Below are 19,577 nucleotides of genomic sequence, written 5' to 3' on the forward strand. Positions count from 1 at the left end.
ATATCCCTCATTTATTGGCTTTTGGTCCTGATCAGGCGAAAAAAGGTCGAGACGTGCCCTGCCGATTTTCGATGATGAAGATTCAGCCTTATTTATTTCACTTTTGGATTTGAGAAGAGATCGGTTAATTTGTCTCTTCTTCGTTTGACCTATTTAAATAACAGGTCATTAATTTTGGATAATAGTGGGTCTTTGATGCATTCATGATCAAACACACCCACTTAATATAAATTCTTTATTTTGTGATTAAATAGTCACTATTTTTCATTCGCCATCGAGATGGCTTTTAATAATTCACCGTCAATATTCGGAATCGTATCCGAAAGGAATATCTGATTGCCCGGCGTGTAAGTCATCAAGACGTTTCTCAGTCGCTTACTGCCTTCTCCGCTCTTGTTTTGCACATCAAACTCTATCAGTTTGTTGTACACCTCATTCGCCAGTTTCTCTTCCTGCTCTTCAGTGATAGCAATGCGTCCCATGCAAATCGGTGGTCGCACATCATGGCTAAACACTTCATCTCGAAAGCGCTTAGCAAACAAAGTATCGAGCTTGGAGCCTTCTTCGAAAATAAAACGACCTTGGTCTTTAAAGCGGTATTGGTCATCACCTTTTAGCTCGATGTAATCCATCATTTCCAATGCGCGGAAATAAAGGGTGATCGAGGTATGGGTCAACTGGTATTTACTCGCAATATCTTGCGGAGACCATTCCTTCCGACGTAATAAATACAAGAAATCAAACAGGTACGGATACTGGTGAAATATTTCACTGTTAATGTCGGTGATAAATTGCTCGTTTTCTTGTTGCAGCTGTTTACCACGCATGGACAATTCGACTAAGTCAGTATCTAAATGAGTGGCATACGAGAGTATTTTGTCCAACCCTAAAGACGTATTGTGTAACTGTCTCTTAATGGTTGATAGAGGAATCCCCATTCCAGCAGAGAGATCGGAATAACAAATCCCTTTCTCTTTAATTTTTTCTCGTAAAGCAGCAAGTAAATACGTTGCAGAATTATTCATCTAACAATGCCTGTTTTAATTTCTTCAGCATCCCTGATGATATATTCAAGAGAATCCTACTCTTGTGATACTGGTTCCAATTATTCCCAGCACTCTTTATCAATTAAATCGGTTTCAATGATGAGACTTTTACTTGTTGTTAACTGATCGAGTTTTACTCATTACGTTCACACTTTGACCAGCTATTTTAAGTCTTATCAGTATGGCGACGAGTATAATTGTTTTGATGCGTAAAATTAAGTTCACAAAGATTTTTAGTAAAAGTTTTCTCTCAGAAGGTTATTTTATTAGGTGAGAAGTATCAAAAAGTTGTACTCGGAGATTTATTATCGCGAGGGATCACAGAAAAATAGTGACTCACTGGTAATTTATTGAATCGATGACCAGTAAAAATCTTGTTATAAGGAGCAAGAAAGTTGGTTAAATTAACCGAGGTATTATTGAAGCGCCGTCATATTATACCCGTATTTTTCTAGCTTGCTCACATAATTTATTGGCTTGCCACCAAGGCTTATTTTTATATTCTTTTGCCACGTAAAAACTCTCTCCTGCCATCGGGGTTATCAGCTCAATGTGATCAGCTTGGCAATGTTCAATCAAGTCCTCAATGGGCTCATCCCATTTGTGCGTAAACAACTCATACGTTGCCCAGTGCACAGGTAGCAACTTCTTCGCTTGCAGATCTTTGAATGCTCGTACGGTGTGATGCGCTTGCATGTGTCCCCAGTTCTCAACCGGATAACCCTGGTTGCCTTTCACATCTGCTGCGACTTCCAAACAAGCGATATCAATCGGGCCACAGCGCTGAGCAATTTGTGCAAAGTGGCTATCGTACGCACTGTCGCCGCTGAAATAGAGGGTCTCTTGCTGACCTTTTACCACCCAAGATGCCCACAAGGTCGAATTCTTATCCAGATAAGTGCGCCCTGAGTTGTGATTAGCTGGCGTGCATATCAGCTCAACGTTGGCATAATGAACGCTCTCCCACCAATCAAATTCCACCACGTTATCAGGTTTAACGCCCCAACGAATCAGATGCTTACCGACACCTAACGGCACGTAAAATGTTACGGATTTATCAGAATAGTAACGTATGGTCGAAGCTTCGAGGTGATCGTAATGATCATGAGAGATCACGATAACATCCGGAATCGGCAAGCTATCACGTACGGCTGTATTGGGGATATTGCGCTCAAACCATGCCTTAGCAATCAAAGGCGACGCATAGTCGAATACAGGGTCAGTCAGAATGCGCACGCCATCGGTCTCAATCATCAAAGTGGAATGCCCTAGCCAAGTGACTCGCATCGCTTGCTGTCGCTGCTCAAACCGCGTCGGCTCTATCGATGAATAAGGCAACTGGTTATCGGGACTGAGCGGCGAACGTCCGCCCATGTAGGCCCAGCACATTTGCCAAAAAGACTGAGGGCTTGGCACGTTTGGCATCTTGTCTTTGACGCGTCCATGTTCAAATTGAGGTGAATGGTTAATGCGATGCGCCAACTGCGCGTAGTAAGTGTGAGGAGTAATCAGTGATTGCGTTGCGCGCTCACGAGCCAAGTACGTGTTTTTAAGTGTCGTTTCAGACATGTCCTATCTACGTCTTGTTCACTAAACTATGGTTTTAGTTAAGCCTGCTTGTATGTCTTTTTCATGACCAAAATAGGGCGTAAGATGAAGATTAGGTTTCAGAGAAGTATTTCTGTCCTTTATCGGTCTTGATAAGGAAGAGAGAAGGAGAAAAGTTATGGTGACCTGCAGCCAATACGATTTTATTGAAATCGCCTGTATGTTTAATCTGCCCGTGGAAATCACCCTCAAAAACGGTGAGAAACATCAAGGCAGCGCATTTGATACGGGCTACGATATTGAACGACAAGAGTGCTTATTTTTGGATATCGATGGCGAGCACATTTCGTTCCTAACCGAGCAATTGATTGCGATGAGAGCGCTCAAAGACAACCCGCATTTCAGTGAAGTGACCTTCGGTTAACTGCTCGAAAACCGATAGAAACGTCAGACATAAAAAAGCGCCCTTAACTGGCTGAGTTAAGGGCGCTTTTGTTTAGCTTTAGAGGTTTACCTTGAGCGGATAAATATCAGCATCGGCATCATGATAACGAACATCACCCCGACCAACTGGAAGGTGTGCACAAAGGCCACCATTTGCGATTGTTGATGGAGCATGTTCTGGTATTGCTCCAACGCCGCAGGATCGGTAATCGACAATCCCTGTTTCGCAGCCCAGTCATGCAACACTGGGTTATAAGGGTTAAAGCCTTCTCCCAAAGCGTGCCATTGCTGTTGGCTGTCGCGGTATTGGTATGTAGTCGCAATCGAGATACCAAACGAACTACCAATGGTGCGGAACAGGTTAAAAATACTCGCCCCTGCCACCGACTGCTCTTTTGGCAATGTCATATACGCCAGTGTCGATAAGGTCGAGAAGGTCAAACCTAAGCCCATACCTTGAATCATACTTGGCATCACGATCCAGAAGGTATCGATTTCCATGGAGTACAAGGTCATGAGGTAACTACCAATACCGATACAGGTTAGGCCAAAGACAATCTTCAACCTTGGATCGAATTGTGGGTTAATCACAATCACCAATATCAGCATACAGGCAGACGCCAGCCCCCGTGGTGCCATTAACATACCCGTAGTGGATACCGGGTAGTTCAATAAGCTTTCGAGCAACATTGGTTGTTGAGTGGTCAAGCCGAACATGGCCATCGACACCACCGCCATCATCAAGGAGGAGACCATGAGGTTTTTGTCCTTGAGGAGCCACAGAGGCGCAATGGGGCTCTTGGTCTTCCAACTGCGGTAGATCCACATGATTAAGCCCATGATCGCCAGCAGCACTGCGGTTTGGATAATGCGAGAGTTGAACCAGTCTTCGTCGTTACCTTTGTCGAGCACGAACTGCAACGCACCGACCCCGAGGGCCATATAACCAATGATCCACCAGTCGAAGTTTGGTTTGGATTTGTTGCTGATGTGGATGTAGCGATAAATCAGCGCAGTACACACCAAGCCAAATGGCAAGTTGACGTAGAAGATCCAACGCCAGTTGATGTTATCGGTAATCACACCGCCCACTACCGGGCCTAAAATCGGACCAAGCAAGATACCGATGGAGAAGATCGCCATCGCCTTGCCTTTTTGCTCGGAAGGGTAAATCTGAACCAATGTAGATTGCGCCAGTGGAATAACCGAGGCACCAAACGCACCTTGGATAATACGGAACACCACCATCTCTTCGAGTGAACCCGCTTGCCCACAGAAAGCACTGGCAATCACAAAGCCGATGACTGCCACCAGCATGACTTTGCGCTCACCAAATCGCGATACCCAGAAACTGGTCATCGGAATGAAGATCGCCTCAGCCATACTGTAGCCAGTTAGCACCCATGTGATTTGGTCTGCCGTTGCGCCCAACGCGCCCATCATGTGTGAAAGCGACACGTTAGCAACGGTCATGTCTATCAGCACCATGATGGCCGAAAGCATCACGGCGACGGTGGCTATTCCCCGTTTGTCGGCCGTAATCTCGTTACTCATTGTGCGTTACTTTTCAGATCAACAGTCACTTCAGAACTTGCACCCACACGTAATTGTGGCGCACCTTCGGGTACTTCAAGCGTCAAACGCACAGGGAAACGTTGTTTGATTTTCACCCAGTTACCGGTTGCGTTTTCTGGTGGCATTAGAGAGAAAGATGTACCACTTGCTGGCGACAGTTCTTCCACTTTCGCATCCCAAACTACGTCTGGGTACATGTCGATCACGACTTCAGCGTGCATGCCTGCTTTGATGTGTGTTAGGTCAGTTTCTTTAAAGTTTGCGCGTACCCAGTAGCTGTCTTTCACAATCACAGGGAACAGTGTTTGGCCAATGCCGACAATAGAACCAGTATGTGTGTTGATTTCACCCGCGATACCATCGACAGGAGAAGTGATGTCGGTGTAGCTAAGGTTCAATTCAGCTTGTGCAAGTTGCGCCGCCGCTTGTTGAACAACCGCTGCTTCTGCGCCTTCTTCACCGCGGTTTGCGATTGCTTTTTCAACCGTCGCACGTGCTTGTTCTAAGCTTGCTTGAGCGTTAGCGAGTTTGTTTTTCGCAGTATCCAAATCTTGGTCAGACGCTAATTTGCGTTTCACTAGCGAATTAGTACGTTTGTACTCCAACTGCGCTTCGGTCAGGTTCGAGCGTGCAGCGTCCAAGCCTGCCACTGCTTCGGTCACTTGTTTGTCAGCCACATCATGCTGTTGTACCGCCAATTGATAAGCCGCTTTGGCTTGTTTGACGGCAAGCAGATAGGGACGAGAATCAATCTTTAATAGCAGGTCGCCTTTGTTCACTACTTGGAAATCTTTGGCTTCTACTGAGATGACTTGACCTTGAACCTGAGGAGCGACAGACAGGATTTTAGCTCTTACATAGGCATCTTCCGTGCTCGGGTGACTGTCGGAATATTGCCAAGACCAGTACATCGCACCGAAGGCGATAGCACAAACGAGAAGGAAAAGGATTTTGGTCAGTTTGGATTTCGAAGAGGATTTCTTCGCGATATCGTCGCTCATTTATATTGTCCAAGTGTTCAATTATGTGATCAGTGTAGGATTTTTCAGCTTCTGAACAACAAGATGATCTGAAAGGTTAAGTTCCGATTTTGAGCGTTGATCATTTGTTCAAATGATGCGCAAAGACATTCACTCTCCAATCGTGCATAAAGTATAGAAGAGAGAAACCCAATGGGGTGCGATAGACAGAGTAGAAATGGTTCAGTAATAACAGACAAAAAAAGAGGGGCAATCCCCGCAACTGCCCCTAAAAGTCATGCCAATAATCTTATTGTTCTTTTACTACTGCTTTTACTTAGAACTTGTAACCGCCGCTGATCATGAATACCCAAGGGTTGATTTCAACGTCAGTTTTTTGCTTCGCGCCCCCCGCTTTGTAGGTCGCTTCTGTTTCAATGTTTGCGTACCACGCCGATGCGTTTAGGAACCATTTATCGTTGATCATGTAGTCCACACCAACGTTTGCAGCTAGACCGAATGAATCATCCAATTTCAGATCAGAAAGACCTGCACCTTTACCTGTACTGTTAAAGCCTTCATCGAAGAAGATGGTGTAGTTTAGACCAGCACCCACGTACGGGCGGAATTTGCTTTGTGAGTCACCAAAATAGTATTGAACCATTACTGTAGGTGGCAAGTGTTTGGTCTCACCGATATCACCAAGACCAAGTAGGTCAGTCGAAATATCATGGCTAAATGGTGTTGCAGCTAGAACCTCTAAGCTGATGTTGTCGGTGAACATGTAACCAAACGTCAAACCCAGCTGGGTGTTTGAATCCACTTTAAGCTCTTCTTGAGAGCCCAAGATCTTGTCACTGCTGTCGTTTGGTACAACCGATGCCGCACCAACACGTAGAATAAAGTCACCTTCACTGTGAGCGAAAACACTTGGAGACACTAACGCGGCAACCACTGCTAAACTGCTGATTGTTTTTTTCATTGTTATTTCCTTTGTAGGGCTTAATAGTTCTTATATTCTTGAGCTGCGCGCAATCTAGCACATAGAAACCCTACTATTTTGATGGAAATCAATTTGTGAAAAATATAGCTTTTCCGTATACAAAAACGCCATTTTGATCAACAAATTATGCAAATAGGACACAATCCTGTAATGCAAACTGTGCGTGTGAGAAGCGTGCGTCGCAGTTCTCATTCCGCTTCCTCTGTACGCCTCTGCATTCAACAAAACTTTTTTCTCGATATGCTCGGATTATTTTCAAAAGATACCCACTTTAAATCGCCAATTTGACCGCTTAAATTGGCGATTTTCGGCCTTTGTAAACCACTGAAATACAACAAGTTATATTTCTGGAAAATCAGTCACTTAGGGTGTTAGTCTGCTTCCAACCGAACAAAGAAAAGATAAAAAGCCATGATTAAGACCGATCTCACTTTCGAACAGGAAGACTTTTCTCACCAAGATTTGCAAAACGCCACCTTTGAAAACTGCCGCTTTTATCAGTGCAATTTCGACCATGCCAATCTGAGTGATGCAAAGTTTATTGATTGCCGCTTTATCCAATCGAGCGACATAGAAGGCTGCAGTTTCCGTTATGCAAAACTCAAAGACGCCAGCTTTAATAACTGCATTTTGGCCATGTCTCAGTTCAATGGTGCAGACTGCGTCGGCATCGAACTGCGCAAGTGTGATTTGAAAGGCGCAAACTTTCAAAGTGCCAACTTTGCTAATCGCGTCAGCAATACGGTTTTCTTTTGTATCGCCTACATTACGGGCTGCAACTTGGCTTACACCAATTTTGAACACGCACTACTAGAGAAATGTGATCTGTTTGAAAACCGATGGAACGGCGCCAGTTTGATGGGCGCGAGCTTTAAAGGCTCTGACTTATCGAGAGGAGAATTCAGTCGAGAACAATGGGGCAGCTTTAATATAGAAGAGAGCGATCTTACCCACGTCGATTTAGAAGGCTTGGACATTCGCCGCGTCTCTTTATACGGTGTTAAGATCTGCGACTGGCAGCAAGAACAACTGCTCGCACCATTTGGACTGATCGTTATTTAGGAAGCATTATGAATCTGTTTAAAGACCTACCCAGTGATCTGAGTGAAGAAGTGTTCGAAGATTTACTCACACATAAACAACTGCGCATCGAGCGTATTGTCTCAAAAGGGCAAACCACGCCAGAGGGCGAATGGTACGATCAAGAAGAACATGAGTGGGTGTTGGTGCTGCAAGGTGCAGGCGAACTGACTTATGAAGATGGATCGGTAAAACGTTTAGAAGCCGGTGACCATATCAACATTCCGGCGCATACAAAGCATCGCGTCAGTTGGACAGCCCCAGAACAAGAGACAATTTGGTTGGCAGTTTTTTATCAATAACCATCTATCATTTTAGAAATAAAAAAGGGGAAGGTATGCTCACCATTCCCCAAAAAGATACAAGTGGAATCGCTCTAGACTTGTATCAAAGCAGCCCCGATAAGAGCCTTCCTAGCTATTTTTTTCTTTTGACGTTGTTGTTTCCTTTTCATGCTTGTAACCCATGGTGCGGATGTGCTCTCCGTGAATGGTGTTCTTCATCAACTCCCAAAGCGCCGCAAGAAAGCGCTTGTGCATCGCATGGTGGCGAATGTATTTCACGTGAATAAATAAATAGATCATTACGAACACAAGCACGGCGATGGTCACACCATAAGCTTCATAAACACTGAGTAAGTTCATTACTATTACCCTTCTTTAACTAAACAATTCATCCACTTTCGACTGCGAAATCGGTGTAAACACGCCGCCCACTTAAACAGCGTCTCTAAAAAGAACATCGCGAACACGACCGGTGCAGAAAAGCTGAACACAAGAGCACCAAGAGCCGCTAATGGAATACCAAACAACCATTGAGTGCATAAGTCTTGGTAAAGGCAAAATTTAACATCCCCACCAGCTCGCAATACACCAACGACCATTAGCGTAGGCAAAGAACGCAACAAAATACCGACACACAAAATCATGTAAAACTGCTCTGCCATTCGTCTTGTTTCTGCAGATAACGCCGTAAACAGGTCTAACACCGAGGATTGCAGGAACCACAAAGAAATCGACACAACCAGAGTCACACCAATGGCAATAACAGTAAATCCTTTCGCTTGGGCATAGGCTAGTTCAGGCTTATTCGCTCCAAGTTGATTCCCAACGATGACGGCAGAAGCATTCGCAATACCCGTCAAAAAACTGAGAGAAAAAGCCTCTATCGGTGTAATCACAGAAAGCACCACCAAGCCTGCCTCTCCGGTTTGCCCCATAATGGCGGTATAAGCAAACAAACCACCTGACCACGCTAAGAAATTAAGTGTTGTCGGGGTTGATAAAGCGAAAAACGATCGAACATAGCGCCACTGAACTGCATCTTTGAGTGCTTGAGTGCCAAATCTTAGAGGATGCGCCTTAACCTTTAAGAACACATAAATCACCGCCACTTCCAGCATGGAGCTCAGGACCGTTGCTATCGCAGCACCTTTTAAGCCAAGCTGAGGAAAACCTAGGTGACCAAAAATCAGCACCCAGTTAAACAACACATTTAACGCAATGCCGAGGCCACTAAACCAGGTACTTAACGCAGCTTGGTGCATGGCTCGTAAACCAGCAGCAACACTACCGACAAAGGCGACAGCGATCAGGCTCCAACTCGATACCTGCAAGTACTGATGGCCCAACGCGATGATTTCCGGCGATTTAGTCGACAGCCCAATGATGTCATCACCATAAAAGTGAAAAGCAAACAATGGGATGAACGACGCCAATGTCGCCATTATCCAAGTCAATGCAGTACTTCGTGTCACTCCCTTCTGGTCTTTGGCTCCAAAATATTGCGCGGTCAGCATCGCTCCACCTGTGGTGACACCAGCTAAAAATATTGTTGCCACAAATAGTGCGCGACTCGCAACACCAATTGCTGCGATATTCTGCTCCGTTAGCTGCCCAATCATCACAAGGTCAATCAAGCTCTTACTTGAAAACAAAATGGTTTGCAGCGTAACGGGAATCGCCACCGTTAAGATGGCCTTAAACAAATCCACGCTGAACATCGAAGGCCGCTCTTTAGATTGAGACACAGAGGTTAGTGACATATCACTCGCAAAAATCATGATGAAATTTGCGTCAATTATGGGAGGAAAACTACTATCCTAAAAACCACTTATGTTGGGGTTTTACGTTCATAATAAGGAAGTCAGTTGCACTCACTCGATCAAATTTACGCCTTTGTTTCTGTTTTCGAGCACCACTCTTACAGCGCCGCTGGACGAAACTTACATAAAGATAGAACCACAGTACGTGAACTCGTTAAAGCGTATGAAGACGTATTAGGGTTTGAGCTTTTCACTATCGCAGGACGTAAAGTCAACCCAACCGAACGAGCGGTTCAGCTCTACCCTCAAGCAAAGTTAGTCCTTCGACAAAACGAAAAGTTACTCGAGTTCGGCAGTGCCATGTTTATGGAACCGAAAACCCAACTCCGGCTAGGATATGACATCGATTTTCCCGTTGAATTGATTGCAGAACTTGAGCGCCGATGCCTCGCTCAGTTCCCTCAGGTACGAGTTCAATGGATCGAAACGCATCGAGATGCTGCATTAAAGCTAGTCTCTGAGCGTGATTTAGATTTGGCTATCTTACCTGCTGTGGGAGGAGTCTCTCCTAAATACCCGCTTATCTTTAAGCACTTGGGCTACATCAGTTACGGATTATATGTCGGGGAGCAAAGCAAGCTTGCGAACAAAGCAGAGTTCACAATTGAAGATGCGCAATTAGAGGTTCAGTACCTGTCGAGTAACAACATGAACAGTGATGGGATGATACAGCCATTCTCATCTCATACCCGTGTTGTCAGCAGCCACACGTTAATGGTCAAAATGCTCCAAAATGAAGGCTGGGCACTACTGCCTTTACCCCTTGGGGAGTACTACGTACAGAAGCAGGCACTAAAAAAAATGCCAACCCCGCTGCTTGCGAATGATGTAAAAATGCCATTTAGCCTGTTTCATGCCATCGGAATGGATCAAGAGACAACCACACAAGCGCTAGTAGAATGGTGCACAAAATTAGCAAAGGACTATTTTCGATAGAAAAACGGGGGAAAGAAACCCTAACTTTCCCCATGTGCGCAATAAAGGGTCTAGGTGAGGCGCAAAAGAAATTGAAGTCATGACTCCGAGCCAGTCTCCCAACCGTTACTCAGAAATGAACCTAGTCATCACTTCAATATTCATAAGATAAAAACGTGTTATTGGAGTGAGAGTGTGTTTTGCTTGCGGTTGTATTCGAATCGATGGCTTTGCTCAACGCTGTCTTTGACTTCTAGCCCTTCTAGCGTCGTTGTGCCCCTCTCCAGTCGAACTTGATCACTGTTCAAGTCCACTATCAGCTCATCATATTGGCTTTTTTCACCATTATCGTCGTACTGCAAACGCACCTTGTACGTGCCTTTGCTTGCATCATATTCAGCTTGATAACCTTGGTTGAATGCCTCAATCGCAATGCCTTCTGGATACACCACCATGTCAATACGCGTTGGTGCTTCGGTGAACTTATAGGTTGAGATACCAAAACGGGTTTCGATGATGTCCACTTCATAAAAGAAGTGTTCTATCTCGTTTGATGAGCTGACCATCACCATTTCAGGTGTGAGCCGCATCAAGTGAAACTCAAAAATCAGAGAGGTTTTGTTGTCACCAACATTCGGGACTAATGCTTCTAACTCCGCAAGGGTACTCACATTAAAGTCATGCAAAATGTTTAACGAAAGTTGATCGAGCGTATAAGTCACTTTGCGAGACAAGTTTTCAGCCTCAAAACCCAGTAAGTCATCGCTGATGGTGTCGGTAATCGAACGATGCAGCAGATCGATACCGTCCACCTCATAGTTCGCACTGTGATCTACAAACTTAGGCACAGAGTCTGTCGTTATTCCTTCGCCACCACAGCCACTCAGTGCAAACATCACCGCAATACTCGCTATTGCTTTATGCATCTATACACGCTCCTTTTCCAAGACGGCGGCAGTGTAACGATTGCGGCAACGAGTTGATGTAAGCGTATGTAAGACGGGCTGATTATTACAACCAAGTAAAAGTCATTTGAATTTTTATGGGATTATCATTTTATTCAACACCAATATACTAGCCCCATTCCAAATTAACCGATGACGAACGATAACAATGAGCTGGTTTTTCTTACTTTTAGGCGTGGGCGCAGAAGCCCTTTCACACGTTGCACTCAAAGCCACCGATGGCTTTAGCAAACCGCTGCCTGCAACCCTTGTCTTGATTGGCCACTTAGCTGCCTTTGTTTGTTTGGCGCAGGCGATGAAAGGTGGCATGCCTGTTGGCATTGTTCACGCCCTTTGGGCAGGTTTGGCAATTGTATCGGTGACTTTAATCTCGCAATTGGTTTACCGCCAACACATGGATACTAGCCTTTGGATTGGCATGGCACTTATCGCAGCGGGTGTGATGGTGATAAACTTCTCTCACGGACACGCACACTAAACCATAAGGCAGCGGATTGTCAGATAGCCAAAAGCCCTCTCTCGCACTGTTTGATTTTGATGGCACCATCACCGATGAGGATATGTTTAGCGCCTTCCTCCACTATTCTGTTTTTGGCCTGCGCAAGTGGGTCGGAAACGTTATGATTCTGCCGTTCTATGCACTCTACAAGGCAGGCGTCATTCCTGCTAAGCGAATGCGCCCTATCGCCAGTTTCATCGCCTTTGCAGGAAGAAAAACGCGAGACGTTGAAGCGTTAGGAGCCCAGTTTGCAAAAGAGGTGATTACAAAACACATTCGCCCAGAAGCCCGAGCGAAACTGGAATGGCACCAAGCGCGAGGCGACACCATTGTTGTTGTATCAGCATCACTTAACGCCTACTTAAAACCATGGAGCCAAATGCACAGCTACCAATTACTTTGTAGTGAGTTACTCGGCGAAAGTGAACGCATTAGTGGTCGTTACCAAAGCGGCGATTGCAGTTTGGAAAGAAAGGTCGAGTGTGTTCAACGTGCTTATGACTTGAGCCAATACGACACGATTTATGCTTACGGCGATACCCACGAAGACATTCCGATGCTCAAATTGGCTAGCCATGCGATGATGAATTGGCAACCTTGGCAAAGAGAAAACAGCCTGAATTAAAACAGAAAACCCTTCTCAATTGAGAAGGGTTTTGCGTATTTGGAACGAGTAGAGCTTAACGCCAAACACCCCATTCACCTGTGGTTCCCGGCTCTTCGCCAGTTGTCCACCACTGCGCAGTCCATTCACGACCATTGTGCGTCACGACATCACCTTGGTTGTACACCGCGTCTTTGCTCCAAAGGTTGGTCGGCTCAACTGGTGGCGTGGTATCACCTTTAATCAATGACAATGCGTAGCTAAAGTTAGCGTTTGGAGCCAACACTTGGTTCGCGTAGATGTTGTTGGTATCGAACATGTAGTGGTTCATTGCTTCGTGCCAAATACCCACATACCAATCGCCCGTTTGCTGAGAGTTAAATTGGTCGGCTAACTCCGCTGCCCACGTTGTCGTGTTGTTTGCACTGATTGCTAGTGACAGATCGACGATCTCGCTGCCCGTTGCATTAAACGTACGGAATCGTACCGTGTCTCCCGCCTCTACCGGGCCAAAGCCTTGTGGGACAAAGTAGCCCAGAGCGGTCAGGTTGTTTGCTGGATCTGTTGGGTCAACCGGGTCGGTAGGAGGCGTTGTACCATTGCCATTCAAAGTAATATCACTACAGTTGTAGAAGCCCTCACCTGCTACATCAATACGTTGCCAACGAGTATAGAGAATCGCATCGCCTGAACGATCTGCCGGGAAGGTTACCTGCATGCGGTAGCGCTTTTCTGCATCCACATAAACGTCACCAGCCGTATCGATCAGTTCTAAATCGTCCCAAGTAAGAGGTTGCGTGTCGTCATAAGTTGGCTTGGAAAGGTAGAACTCCCAATAAGAAGGGTTATGTGGAGCTTTGCCATAGAACACCAATTTAATTTGGTTGTTGGCGTCTGGGGTGACATGGGTACGCTGCCAATTTGGCGATGGAATGTTTAGACCTTTTTTCGCCGCATCGCCTGCAGAACACAGCTCTCCATCACGAACGATTGCTTGTACATGTGCCATATCACGATAATTTGGTACGTTAGCCGCCACTTCACTGCGCTGAACAAATGGGTATGCCCCCGACTCGTCATAAGCAGCCTGACACGCTTGGTTTGGAATTTCATTGGTCCAAAAGCCACCGTCTAAATAACAGGTATTTTGACGTGCGCTTGGAAACTCGACCCAGCCGTGGGCATTAACATTAAATGAGCTTAACGCTGCAATCGCGCCCAAGCTCACTAGGGGAAGGGTTACGTATGATTTCATCATTCATCCTTAAATTTTCTATCACGCTGCTCGCGAACCAAGCAACGACGTAGAAAAACTAGCAGGATGCGATTATTTAGAAGGTGAGAATAAATGCTGGAATTGTCAGATTGTAGCCTGCTTTCCAGCATTTTATGTGGACTGCAGTCATACTCGACTCACTCTTTCGAGTCACTTCAAATTGATGTGCTACAACACAATGTTCCCTATAGCGGTTATCGTTCATCTTTTGGTGTGTCCATCACCACCATGGTCGTGATTGCTTTGACATGTTCGCATTCACCAAGAACATCGGCATGAAACGCTTTGTATGCCGCAAGGTCTTGAGTTTCGACACGCAACAAATATTCATTTGCCCCTGTGATGTTATGGCATTCCACCACCTCATCAACAAAACGTACATGATCTTCAAAACCGAGCTGCGCTTGCTTTGAGTGCGACGCTAAACCTATCGACACATAAGCGACAAAACCAACGCCCATTTGCTGATTGTCCAACACTGCGCGATAGCCTTTGATAGTTCCTTTGCGTTCGAGGTCTTGTACGCGGCGCAAAGTAGCAGACGGCGACAATCCAACGCGCTCAGACAGCTCTACATTGGAGATTCTTCCGTCCGATTTCAGTGCTTGCAATATTCTTTCGTCAAATCTATCCATAATGTTCTTTTGTTGTTTAAGCGAAGCATTTTCATCAAATAAAAGCACAAAATTGATGACACTTCTACCTATCATTGTGTTTGACCGGTCAGAAAACGTAACCCCTTGCCCATCACTTTGTGGCAAACATATTTGTAGGAACACACTATGGAATACTCTCAACTTGGTGCACTCGCGCTGTTTGCGTTTGTCTCGACCTTCACTCCGGGTCCAAACAACATCATGCTCATGACATCTGGCGCCAATGTCGGCTTTAAACGCACTATCCCCCATATGCTGGGGATTACCCTCGGCTTTGGCGCAATGCTGATCTTAGTTGGCATTGGCTTGATGAGCTTGTTCCATGCTTACCCGATCACGCATAGCATTCTTAAGGTATTGAGTCTGACTTACTTGCTGTACCTAACATATAAAATTGCCACCAGCAGTAAAACGGAAGTCAACGATGATTACCGCCCAATGAGCTTTTTAGGTGCAGTAGCATTTCAATGGGTCAACCCGAAAGGTTGGTCAATGGCATTAACCGCAATCACGGTATACAGCAGTGGTGGCTCTTGGCTAGAACTGGCATTCATCGCGGGTATTTTTTGCCTCGCGAATCTGCCTTCCGTGACCTTTTGGACCGCTGCTGGTATCCAGCTTCAGCGCTGGCTTACTACCTCCAAACGAGTGAAAGGATTCAACTATGGCATGGCAGCACTTTTGCTTTTGTCGACTATCCCAATGATATAAATGACAAAACAGCGAAAGATAAGTGTGACTTATGCCAAATTTCGACTAGTCCCTTGTTCGGTAAGTACAAAAAACCGCCACTTCCACGGATGGATTGGGTCATAGTAGCAACAGCAGTGACTAAAACATGAAAACTTAATAAGCATCGCCTGAGCTAAGTAAGTTAGTGATTAGGCACACTTCGTCACTGCTTTGTCACGGCGCTGTATTTTGCCGCGACAATCGATTCACTCTGACCGACAAGCATGATGCTGACAGGTCTGTCACACAAGGAGCGTTACACAATGCGTACTCGCAAGCTCATTCTTGCTACCGCTTTTGGCTTACTCGTTTCGGGTTGTAGCCAAACCTCGACCAACACGACCGCAGAGGTCATTCCGCCAGAATATCCGGTGGAATATTTCTTCCGAAATTCAGAGGTATCGAGCTACCAAATCTCCCCAGCTGGCGATTACATTTCGATGATGAAACCGTGGCAAGATCGTAAAAATGTCTTTGTTCATCCCGTGGGCAAAGCCGATCAAGTCAAGCGCATCACATCCATTGCCGATCGCGACATCGCTTACTACTACTGGGTTGGTGATGACACCATCATCTACTCTCGCGATACAGGTGGTGATGAAAACTTCTATCTCGTTACGGTGAACGTAAAAACGGGCGAAGAGAAAACCATCACACCAACATCCGATGTCGTGGCTTATGTTATCGACACCTTAGACAGTCAGCCTGACGACATTCTTATCACGACTAACGAGCGTAACCGACAAGTGTTTGATGTTTATCGTCATAACTTAAAAACCGGTGAAAACACGCTGGTTGCGCAAAACCCAGGCAACGTGCGTTATTGGGGTACGGACCACGATGGTAACATTCGTGTGATTTCGACTTCAGACGGCGTAAACACTGCAGTCCTCTATCGTGACACTGTGGATGAAGAGTTCCGTCCATTAAAGAACCTCACCTTCAAAGAAGACTTCTCGCCAATCTCATTTACACCAGATAACAAGAACTTGTATGTAGCCTCTCGTATTACCCGCGATAAATCCGCGATTATTGAATACGATGTGAAGGCAAATAAAGAAGTGCGCGAGATCTTCTCTCATCCAGAGGTGGACGTCACAAATGCGAGTTACTCAAACGCACTGAACAAGCTCACGACGATCTCTTATGTAACGGACAAACGTCAGTACCATTTCCTTGATAAAGGTTATGAAGAGACTTTTGAGCGTCTGCAAGAAAAGCTTCCGGGCGTTGAAATCTCGGTGAACAACACCACTCGCGACGAGAGAAAAATGATTGTCGTGACCTACAGCGACACCGACCGTCCAAATTACTACTACTACGATCGCGATTCAGACCAACTTGAGAAGTTAGCTGCAAACGCACCTTGGCATAAACCAGAAGACATGGCAGAAATGAAGCCTATCACTTACGCCGCTCGTGATGGCTTAACCATTCATGGTTATCTGACATTGCCAAAAGGTCGTGAAGCAAAAGATTTACCACTATTGGTATTGCCACACGGCGGTCCTTGGGCGCGTGACCATTGGGGCTTCCAACCAGAAGTTCAGCTTTTTGCCAATCGTGGTATCGCAGTACTGCAGATGAACTTCCGTGGCTCAACAGGTTATGGCCGTGAGTTTTGGGAAAAGTCGTTCAAGCAATGGGGTCAGTCGATGCAAGACGACATCACGGACGGCGTAAAATGGGCGATTGACCAAGGTTACGCACAAGATGGCGAAGTGTGTATCTACGGCGCATCTTACGGTGGTTACGCGACATTGGCCGGTGTGACGTTTACGCCAGACCTATACAAATGTGGCATCGACTACGTTGGCGTATCTAACTTGTTCACCTTCATGGATTCTATCCCACCATACTGGGCACCTTTCCTAGCCATGCTGCATGAGCAAGTGGGCAATCCGGAAGATCCAGAAGATGCGAAAATGATGAAAGCTTACTCACCGGTGTTCCACGTAGACCAAATCAAAGCACCACTGTTGGTTCTGCAAGGCGCGAAAGACCCACGAGTGGTGAAGAGTGAATCAGACCAAATCGTTAATGCTCTGCGCGACCGCGGCGTTGAGGTGGAGTACATCGTTAAGGAGAACGAAGGTCACGGCTTCCGTTCACTAGAAAACCGTCTCGATGGTTACCAAGCGATGGATCGATTCCTGAAGACGCATTTGTTAGAACAAACGCAGTAAACAAGCTCCATTCTTCTATTAAGGGCACTTCGGTGCCCTTTTTTATTGTCCAGTCACTATCTTATAAAGCGGGACGACGAAGTGTTCATTTGAGCGAGGCGTACCGAAATTAAATCGCCGATTCTCAGATCAGAGTGTAAATTTAGATAAAGACACTATCTGCCTTATTGAGATGCTGTTAATCTTAGATGAGAAAGAGAATAGTTATCAAACGTAGTGAAATGTGAATTAAAATGAAAAAGAAACCACAACCAAAAAGCCTCGTTGTCATCAACACACAAGCCGTCACACCAAACATGCAGCGCATTACCCTGCAAGGTGACGCGCTAGGCAACTTCCCACAAGATTGCGAAGGCAGCTACATCAAGCTGTTGTTCAATGAAACCGGCGGCACCGATATTCAAGGTTTCTCAGAAGACAACCGCCCTGTCATGCGTACTTACACCATTCGTCGCTTCGACCCGCAAGCATGCACGATTGAAGTCGATTTCGTACGTCACATCACCAAAGACCTACAATGTGGCTTTGCCGCGCGTTGGGCAATGTCTGCCAAAGAAGGCGACACCATTAACATCGCTGGTCCTGGCAGCATCTCGAACCTAAATACAGAAGCAGATTGGTTCTTTATGGCGGCGGACATGACTGCACTGCCTGCGCTGTCTGCAAAGATTCGCACTCTGCCAGAGGATGCAACAGGCTATGCGGTGATCAGTGTAATCTCTGAAGCGGATATCCAAGCTCTCGAAGCACCAGCAGGTATGGAAATCCATTGGATCACCGAGCAATCACTCGAAGATAAAGTTCGCTCATTGGAATGGAAAACAGGTGAAACAGCAGTGTGGTGTGCTTGTGAGTTCGACTCAATGCGTGCGCTACGCCAATACTTCCGTAACGAAAAAGAAGTGGAGCGTGAAAACCTTTACCTCAGCAGTTACTGGAAACAAGGCGTATCAGAAGATGGCCACAAGGTCATCAAGCGCGAAGATGCAGAATTAAACGAGCAGTAACGTCCACTTGCCACAAAAAAATAAAGCCAAGTTGCGACATGCAAACTTGGCTTTTGCAATGCATTGAACTCATTACTCAGCTCATATTTTCAGCCAAGAAATCAATCAGTAAGCGCACTTTTGGCGACAGGTTTCGGTTTTGTGGGTACAGTGCCCAAATACCTTCACGATCGTCTCGGTAATCGGTTAACACTTCCACCAGCTCGCCATTGTCTAACGCCTCTTGCACGTAGTAGTCCGGCAGTTGTACCAAACCTAAACCACGTTTTGCCGCATCGACCAAAGCAAAACCACTGTTGCATTTGATTCGGCCAGAAACACGTAGAGACTTCTCACGCTTTTGCTCTTTAAAGTGCCAATAATCAGCGGTACCGACCAAACACTGGTGATGGCTCAGCTCAGACAAGGTATGCGGTTCACCCGAGCGATCTAAGTACGCAGGGCTAGCACACACGTAAAGCTGTCGAGATGACAAACGCTTGGCAATCAAACTGGAGTCTTGCAAACGTCCAAGACGAATCGCCACATCGACGCCTTGCTCAATCAAATCTAACTTTTGGTTAGTCAGATTCAAATCCAGATTTACCTGCGGGTATTTCTCAATAAACTGATGCAACAACGGCGCTAAGTTCATCTCACCGTAAGTCACAGGAGCGGTCACTTTGAGCAAGCCTTTCGGTTCTGCTTGCATTTGCGTTACCGCCAATTCGGCCAACTCCAAGCCTTCAACAAGGTGTTTACACTGCTGGTAATAGAGTTGCCCCGCCTCGGTTAGTGAGACTTTTCGCGTAGTACGGTGCAGCAACTTAACCGCCAAACGCTCTTCCAACGCTGACACGCGGCGGCTGATTTGCGCCACCGATGTTTTCAACTTGTTGGCTGCGCCCGTGAAGCTGTTGGTTTCTGCGACAGCGACAAACTCGCTCACGCCTTCCCAATTCGCCATGAATGTGGTTCCTGTGGAATTCTATGTATTGC

At 45.9% G+C, this 19,577-nt stretch carries 20 protein-coding genes; 9 read left to right on the forward strand and 11 right to left on the reverse strand.

The features are described 5' to 3' along the window. Positions 1-257: 257 nt before the first annotated feature. Together QTO06_RS17480 and QTO06_RS17485 are read right to left on the reverse strand one after the other, a co-directional pair. Positions 258-1,025 carry a transcriptional regulator gene (locus QTO06_RS17480; protein WP_032802841.1) on the reverse strand — a complete coding sequence of 256 codons (768 nt, stop codon included), beginning with the start codon at positions 1,023-1,025 and terminating at the stop codon, positions 258-260. Positions 1,026-1,481: 456 nt separating this feature from the next. After that, positions 1,482-2,615, reverse strand: coding sequence for an MBL fold metallo-hydrolase (locus tag QTO06_RS17485; RefSeq protein WP_331409127.1), 1,134 nt, complete (start codon positions 2,613-2,615; stop codon positions 1,482-1,484). 157 nt (positions 2,616-2,772) lie between these two features. On the opposite strand from QTO06_RS17485, the gene QTO06_RS17490 reads away from it, so the two are divergent. Beyond that, positions 2,773-3,018, forward strand: coding sequence for a Rho-binding antiterminator (locus tag QTO06_RS17490; RefSeq protein WP_331409128.1), 246 nt, complete (start codon positions 2,773-2,775; stop codon positions 3,016-3,018). Between the two features lie 86 nt (positions 3,019-3,104). Here QTO06_RS17490 and QTO06_RS17495 read toward each other — a convergent pair whose 3' ends face one another. The 3 genes from QTO06_RS17495 to ompW all read right to left on the reverse strand — a co-directional run bounded on the left by QTO06_RS17495 (position 3,105) and on the right by ompW (position 6,554). After that, the gene (locus QTO06_RS17495) at positions 3,105-4,592 is read right to left on the reverse strand and encodes an MDR family MFS transporter (protein ID WP_005434843.1); all 1,488 of its coding nucleotides are present in this window, start codon (positions 4,590-4,592) and stop codon (positions 3,105-3,107) included. Further along, entirely contained in the window at positions 4,589-5,614 is a 1,026-nt protein-coding gene (locus QTO06_RS17500) for an HlyD family secretion protein (RefSeq protein ID WP_331409129.1), read from the reverse strand. The genes QTO06_RS17495 and QTO06_RS17500 overlap by 4 nt, the downstream gene beginning before the upstream one ends. 295 nt (positions 5,615-5,909) lie before the next feature. After that, positions 5,910-6,554: an outer membrane protein OmpW gene (ompW, locus tag QTO06_RS17505; protein ID WP_255942963.1), complete on the reverse strand. Its 645-nt coding sequence runs from the start codon at positions 6,552-6,554 to the stop codon at positions 5,910-5,912. Positions 6,555-6,986: 432 nt separating this feature from the next. Here ompW and QTO06_RS17510 point away from each other — a divergent pair, with 432 nt between their 5' ends. Then, a complete protein-coding gene (locus QTO06_RS17510; RefSeq protein ID WP_331409130.1) occupies positions 6,987-7,637 on the forward strand; it encodes a Qnr family pentapeptide repeat protein in 651 nt (216 codons plus the stop codon). A gap of 8 nt (positions 7,638-7,645) precedes the next feature. Beyond that, positions 7,646-7,957, forward strand: a complete 312-nt coding sequence (locus QTO06_RS17515; protein ID WP_045422009.1) for a cupin domain-containing protein — start codon at positions 7,646-7,648, stop codon at positions 7,955-7,957. 111 nt (positions 7,958-8,068) lie between these two features. Here the strand turns inward: QTO06_RS17515 and QTO06_RS17520 are convergent, their stop codons facing one another. Then, positions 8,069-8,299: a hypothetical protein gene (locus QTO06_RS17520; protein WP_038869716.1), complete on the reverse strand. Its 231-nt coding sequence runs from the start codon at positions 8,297-8,299 to the stop codon at positions 8,069-8,071. A 5-nt stretch (positions 8,300-8,304) separates the two neighbouring features. Continuing rightward, positions 8,305-9,699: an MATE family efflux transporter gene (locus QTO06_RS17525; RefSeq protein WP_331409132.1), complete on the reverse strand. Its 1,395-nt coding sequence runs from the start codon at positions 9,697-9,699 to the stop codon at positions 8,305-8,307. A gap of 105 nt (positions 9,700-9,804) precedes the next feature. Here QTO06_RS17525 and QTO06_RS17530 point away from each other — a divergent pair, with 105 nt between their 5' ends. Beyond that, complete coding sequence (locus QTO06_RS17530) at positions 9,805-10,695, forward strand: LysR family transcriptional regulator (RefSeq protein WP_331409133.1); 891 nt, start codon at positions 9,805-9,807, stop codon at positions 10,693-10,695. A 158-nt stretch (positions 10,696-10,853) separates the two neighbouring features. On the opposite strand, the gene QTO06_RS17535 is transcribed toward QTO06_RS17530, so the two are convergent. After that, complete coding sequence (locus tag QTO06_RS17535) at positions 10,854-11,600, reverse strand: hypothetical protein (RefSeq protein ID WP_331409135.1); 747 nt, start codon at positions 11,598-11,600, stop codon at positions 10,854-10,856. A 187-nt stretch (positions 11,601-11,787) separates the two neighbouring features. Between QTO06_RS17535 and QTO06_RS17540 the strand changes: the two genes are divergently transcribed. Then, a complete protein-coding gene (locus QTO06_RS17540) occupies positions 11,788-12,117 on the forward strand; it encodes a DMT family transporter (protein WP_005533114.1) in 330 nt (109 codons plus the stop codon). Positions 12,118-12,133: 16 nt separating this feature from the next. Then, positions 12,134-12,763, forward strand: a complete 630-nt coding sequence (locus QTO06_RS17545) for an HAD family hydrolase (RefSeq protein ID WP_331409138.1) — start codon at positions 12,134-12,136, stop codon at positions 12,761-12,763. 55 nt (positions 12,764-12,818) lie between these two features. Here the strand turns inward: QTO06_RS17545 and QTO06_RS17550 are convergent, their stop codons facing one another. Together QTO06_RS17550 and QTO06_RS17555 are read right to left on the reverse strand one after the other, a co-directional pair. Next, positions 12,819-13,997 carry a lytic polysaccharide monooxygenase gene (locus tag QTO06_RS17550; protein WP_331409152.1) on the reverse strand — a complete coding sequence of 393 codons (1,179 nt, stop codon included), beginning with the start codon at positions 13,995-13,997 and terminating at the stop codon, positions 12,819-12,821. A 215-nt stretch (positions 13,998-14,212) separates the two neighbouring features. After that, entirely contained in the window at positions 14,213-14,653 is a 441-nt protein-coding gene (locus QTO06_RS17555; protein WP_009695964.1) for an Lrp/AsnC family transcriptional regulator, read from the reverse strand. Positions 14,654-14,800: 147 nt separating this feature from the next. On the opposite strand from QTO06_RS17555, the gene QTO06_RS17560 reads away from it, so the two are divergent. The 3 genes from QTO06_RS17560 to QTO06_RS17570 all read left to right on the forward strand — a co-directional run bounded on the left by QTO06_RS17560 (position 14,801) and on the right by QTO06_RS17570 (position 18,599). Further along, positions 14,801-15,385 carry a LysE family translocator gene (locus QTO06_RS17560; RefSeq protein ID WP_009702356.1) on the forward strand — a complete coding sequence of 195 codons (585 nt, stop codon included), beginning with the start codon at positions 14,801-14,803 and terminating at the stop codon, positions 15,383-15,385. 284 nt (positions 15,386-15,669) lie between these two features. Beyond that, on the forward strand, positions 15,670-17,592 hold the full coding sequence (locus QTO06_RS17565) for a S9 family peptidase (RefSeq protein ID WP_331409141.1): 1,923 nt from the start codon (positions 15,670-15,672) through the stop codon (positions 17,590-17,592). 233 nt (positions 17,593-17,825) lie between these two features. Further along, positions 17,826-18,599: a siderophore-interacting protein gene (locus QTO06_RS17570; protein ID WP_331409142.1), complete on the forward strand. Its 774-nt coding sequence runs from the start codon at positions 17,826-17,828 to the stop codon at positions 18,597-18,599. 76 nt (positions 18,600-18,675) lie between these two features. Here the strand turns inward: QTO06_RS17570 and QTO06_RS17575 are convergent, their stop codons facing one another. Next, complete coding sequence (locus QTO06_RS17575; RefSeq protein WP_005434817.1) at positions 18,676-19,545, reverse strand: LysR family transcriptional regulator; 870 nt, start codon at positions 19,543-19,545, stop codon at positions 18,676-18,678. Positions 19,546-19,577 lie beyond the last annotated feature (32 nt).

Origin of the sequence: Vibrio sp. M260121 (assembly GCF_036533715.1) — a bacterium.
Lineage (GTDB): Bacteria > Pseudomonadota > Gammaproteobacteria > Enterobacterales > Vibrionaceae > Vibrio.

Bases quoted from the DNA above. Each gene is read 5' to 3' on its own strand.
- QTO06_RS17535 (WP_331409135.1), bottom strand. From the start codon at position 11,600: ATGCATAAAGCAATAGCGAGTATTGCGGTGATGTTTGCACTGAGTGGC.
- QTO06_RS17570 (WP_331409142.1), top strand. From the start codon at position 17,826: ATGAAAAAGAAACCACAACCAAAAAGCCTCGTTGTCATCAACACACAA.
- QTO06_RS17520 (WP_038869716.1), bottom strand. From the start codon at position 8,299: ATGAACTTACTCAGTGTTTATGAAGCTTATGGTGTGACCATCGCCGTG.
- QTO06_RS17495 (WP_005434843.1), bottom strand. From the start codon at position 4,592: ATGAGTAACGAGATTACGGCCGACAAACGGGGAATAGCCACCGTCGCC.
- QTO06_RS17500 (WP_331409129.1), bottom strand. From the start codon at position 5,614: ATGAGCGACGATATCGCGAAGAAATCCTCTTCGAAATCCAAACTGACC.
- QTO06_RS17560 (WP_009702356.1), top strand. From the start codon at position 14,801: ATGGAATACTCTCAACTTGGTGCACTCGCGCTGTTTGCGTTTGTCTCG.
- QTO06_RS17515 (WP_045422009.1), top strand. From the start codon at position 7,646: ATGAATCTGTTTAAAGACCTACCCAGTGATCTGAGTGAAGAAGTGTTC.
- QTO06_RS17490 (WP_331409128.1), top strand. From the start codon at position 2,773: ATGGTGACCTGCAGCCAATACGATTTTATTGAAATCGCCTGTATGTTT.
- QTO06_RS17525 (WP_331409132.1), bottom strand. From the start codon at position 9,699: ATGTCACTAACCTCTGTGTCTCAATCTAAAGAGCGGCCTTCGATGTTC.
- QTO06_RS17575 (WP_005434817.1), bottom strand. From the start codon at position 19,545: ATGGCGAATTGGGAAGGCGTGAGCGAGTTTGTCGCTGTCGCAGAAACC.
- QTO06_RS17550 (WP_331409152.1), bottom strand. From the start codon at position 13,997: ATGAAATCATACGTAACCCTTCCCCTAGTGAGCTTGGGCGCGATTGCA.
- QTO06_RS17510 (WP_331409130.1), top strand. From the start codon at position 6,987: ATGATTAAGACCGATCTCACTTTCGAACAGGAAGACTTTTCTCACCAA.
- QTO06_RS17480 (WP_032802841.1), bottom strand. From the start codon at position 1,025: ATGAATAATTCTGCAACGTATTTACTTGCTGCTTTACGAGAAAAAATT.
- QTO06_RS17565 (WP_331409141.1), top strand. From the start codon at position 15,670: ATGCGTACTCGCAAGCTCATTCTTGCTACCGCTTTTGGCTTACTCGTT.
- QTO06_RS17485 (WP_331409127.1), bottom strand. From the start codon at position 2,615: ATGTCTGAAACGACACTTAAAAACACGTACTTGGCTCGTGAGCGCGCA.
- QTO06_RS17540 (WP_005533114.1), top strand. From the start codon at position 11,788: ATGAGCTGGTTTTTCTTACTTTTAGGCGTGGGCGCAGAAGCCCTTTCA.
- QTO06_RS17555 (WP_009695964.1), bottom strand. From the start codon at position 14,653: ATGGATAGATTTGACGAAAGAATATTGCAAGCACTGAAATCGGACGGA.
- ompW (WP_255942963.1), bottom strand. From the start codon at position 6,554: ATGAAAAAAACAATCAGCAGTTTAGCAGTGGTTGCCGCGTTAGTGTCT.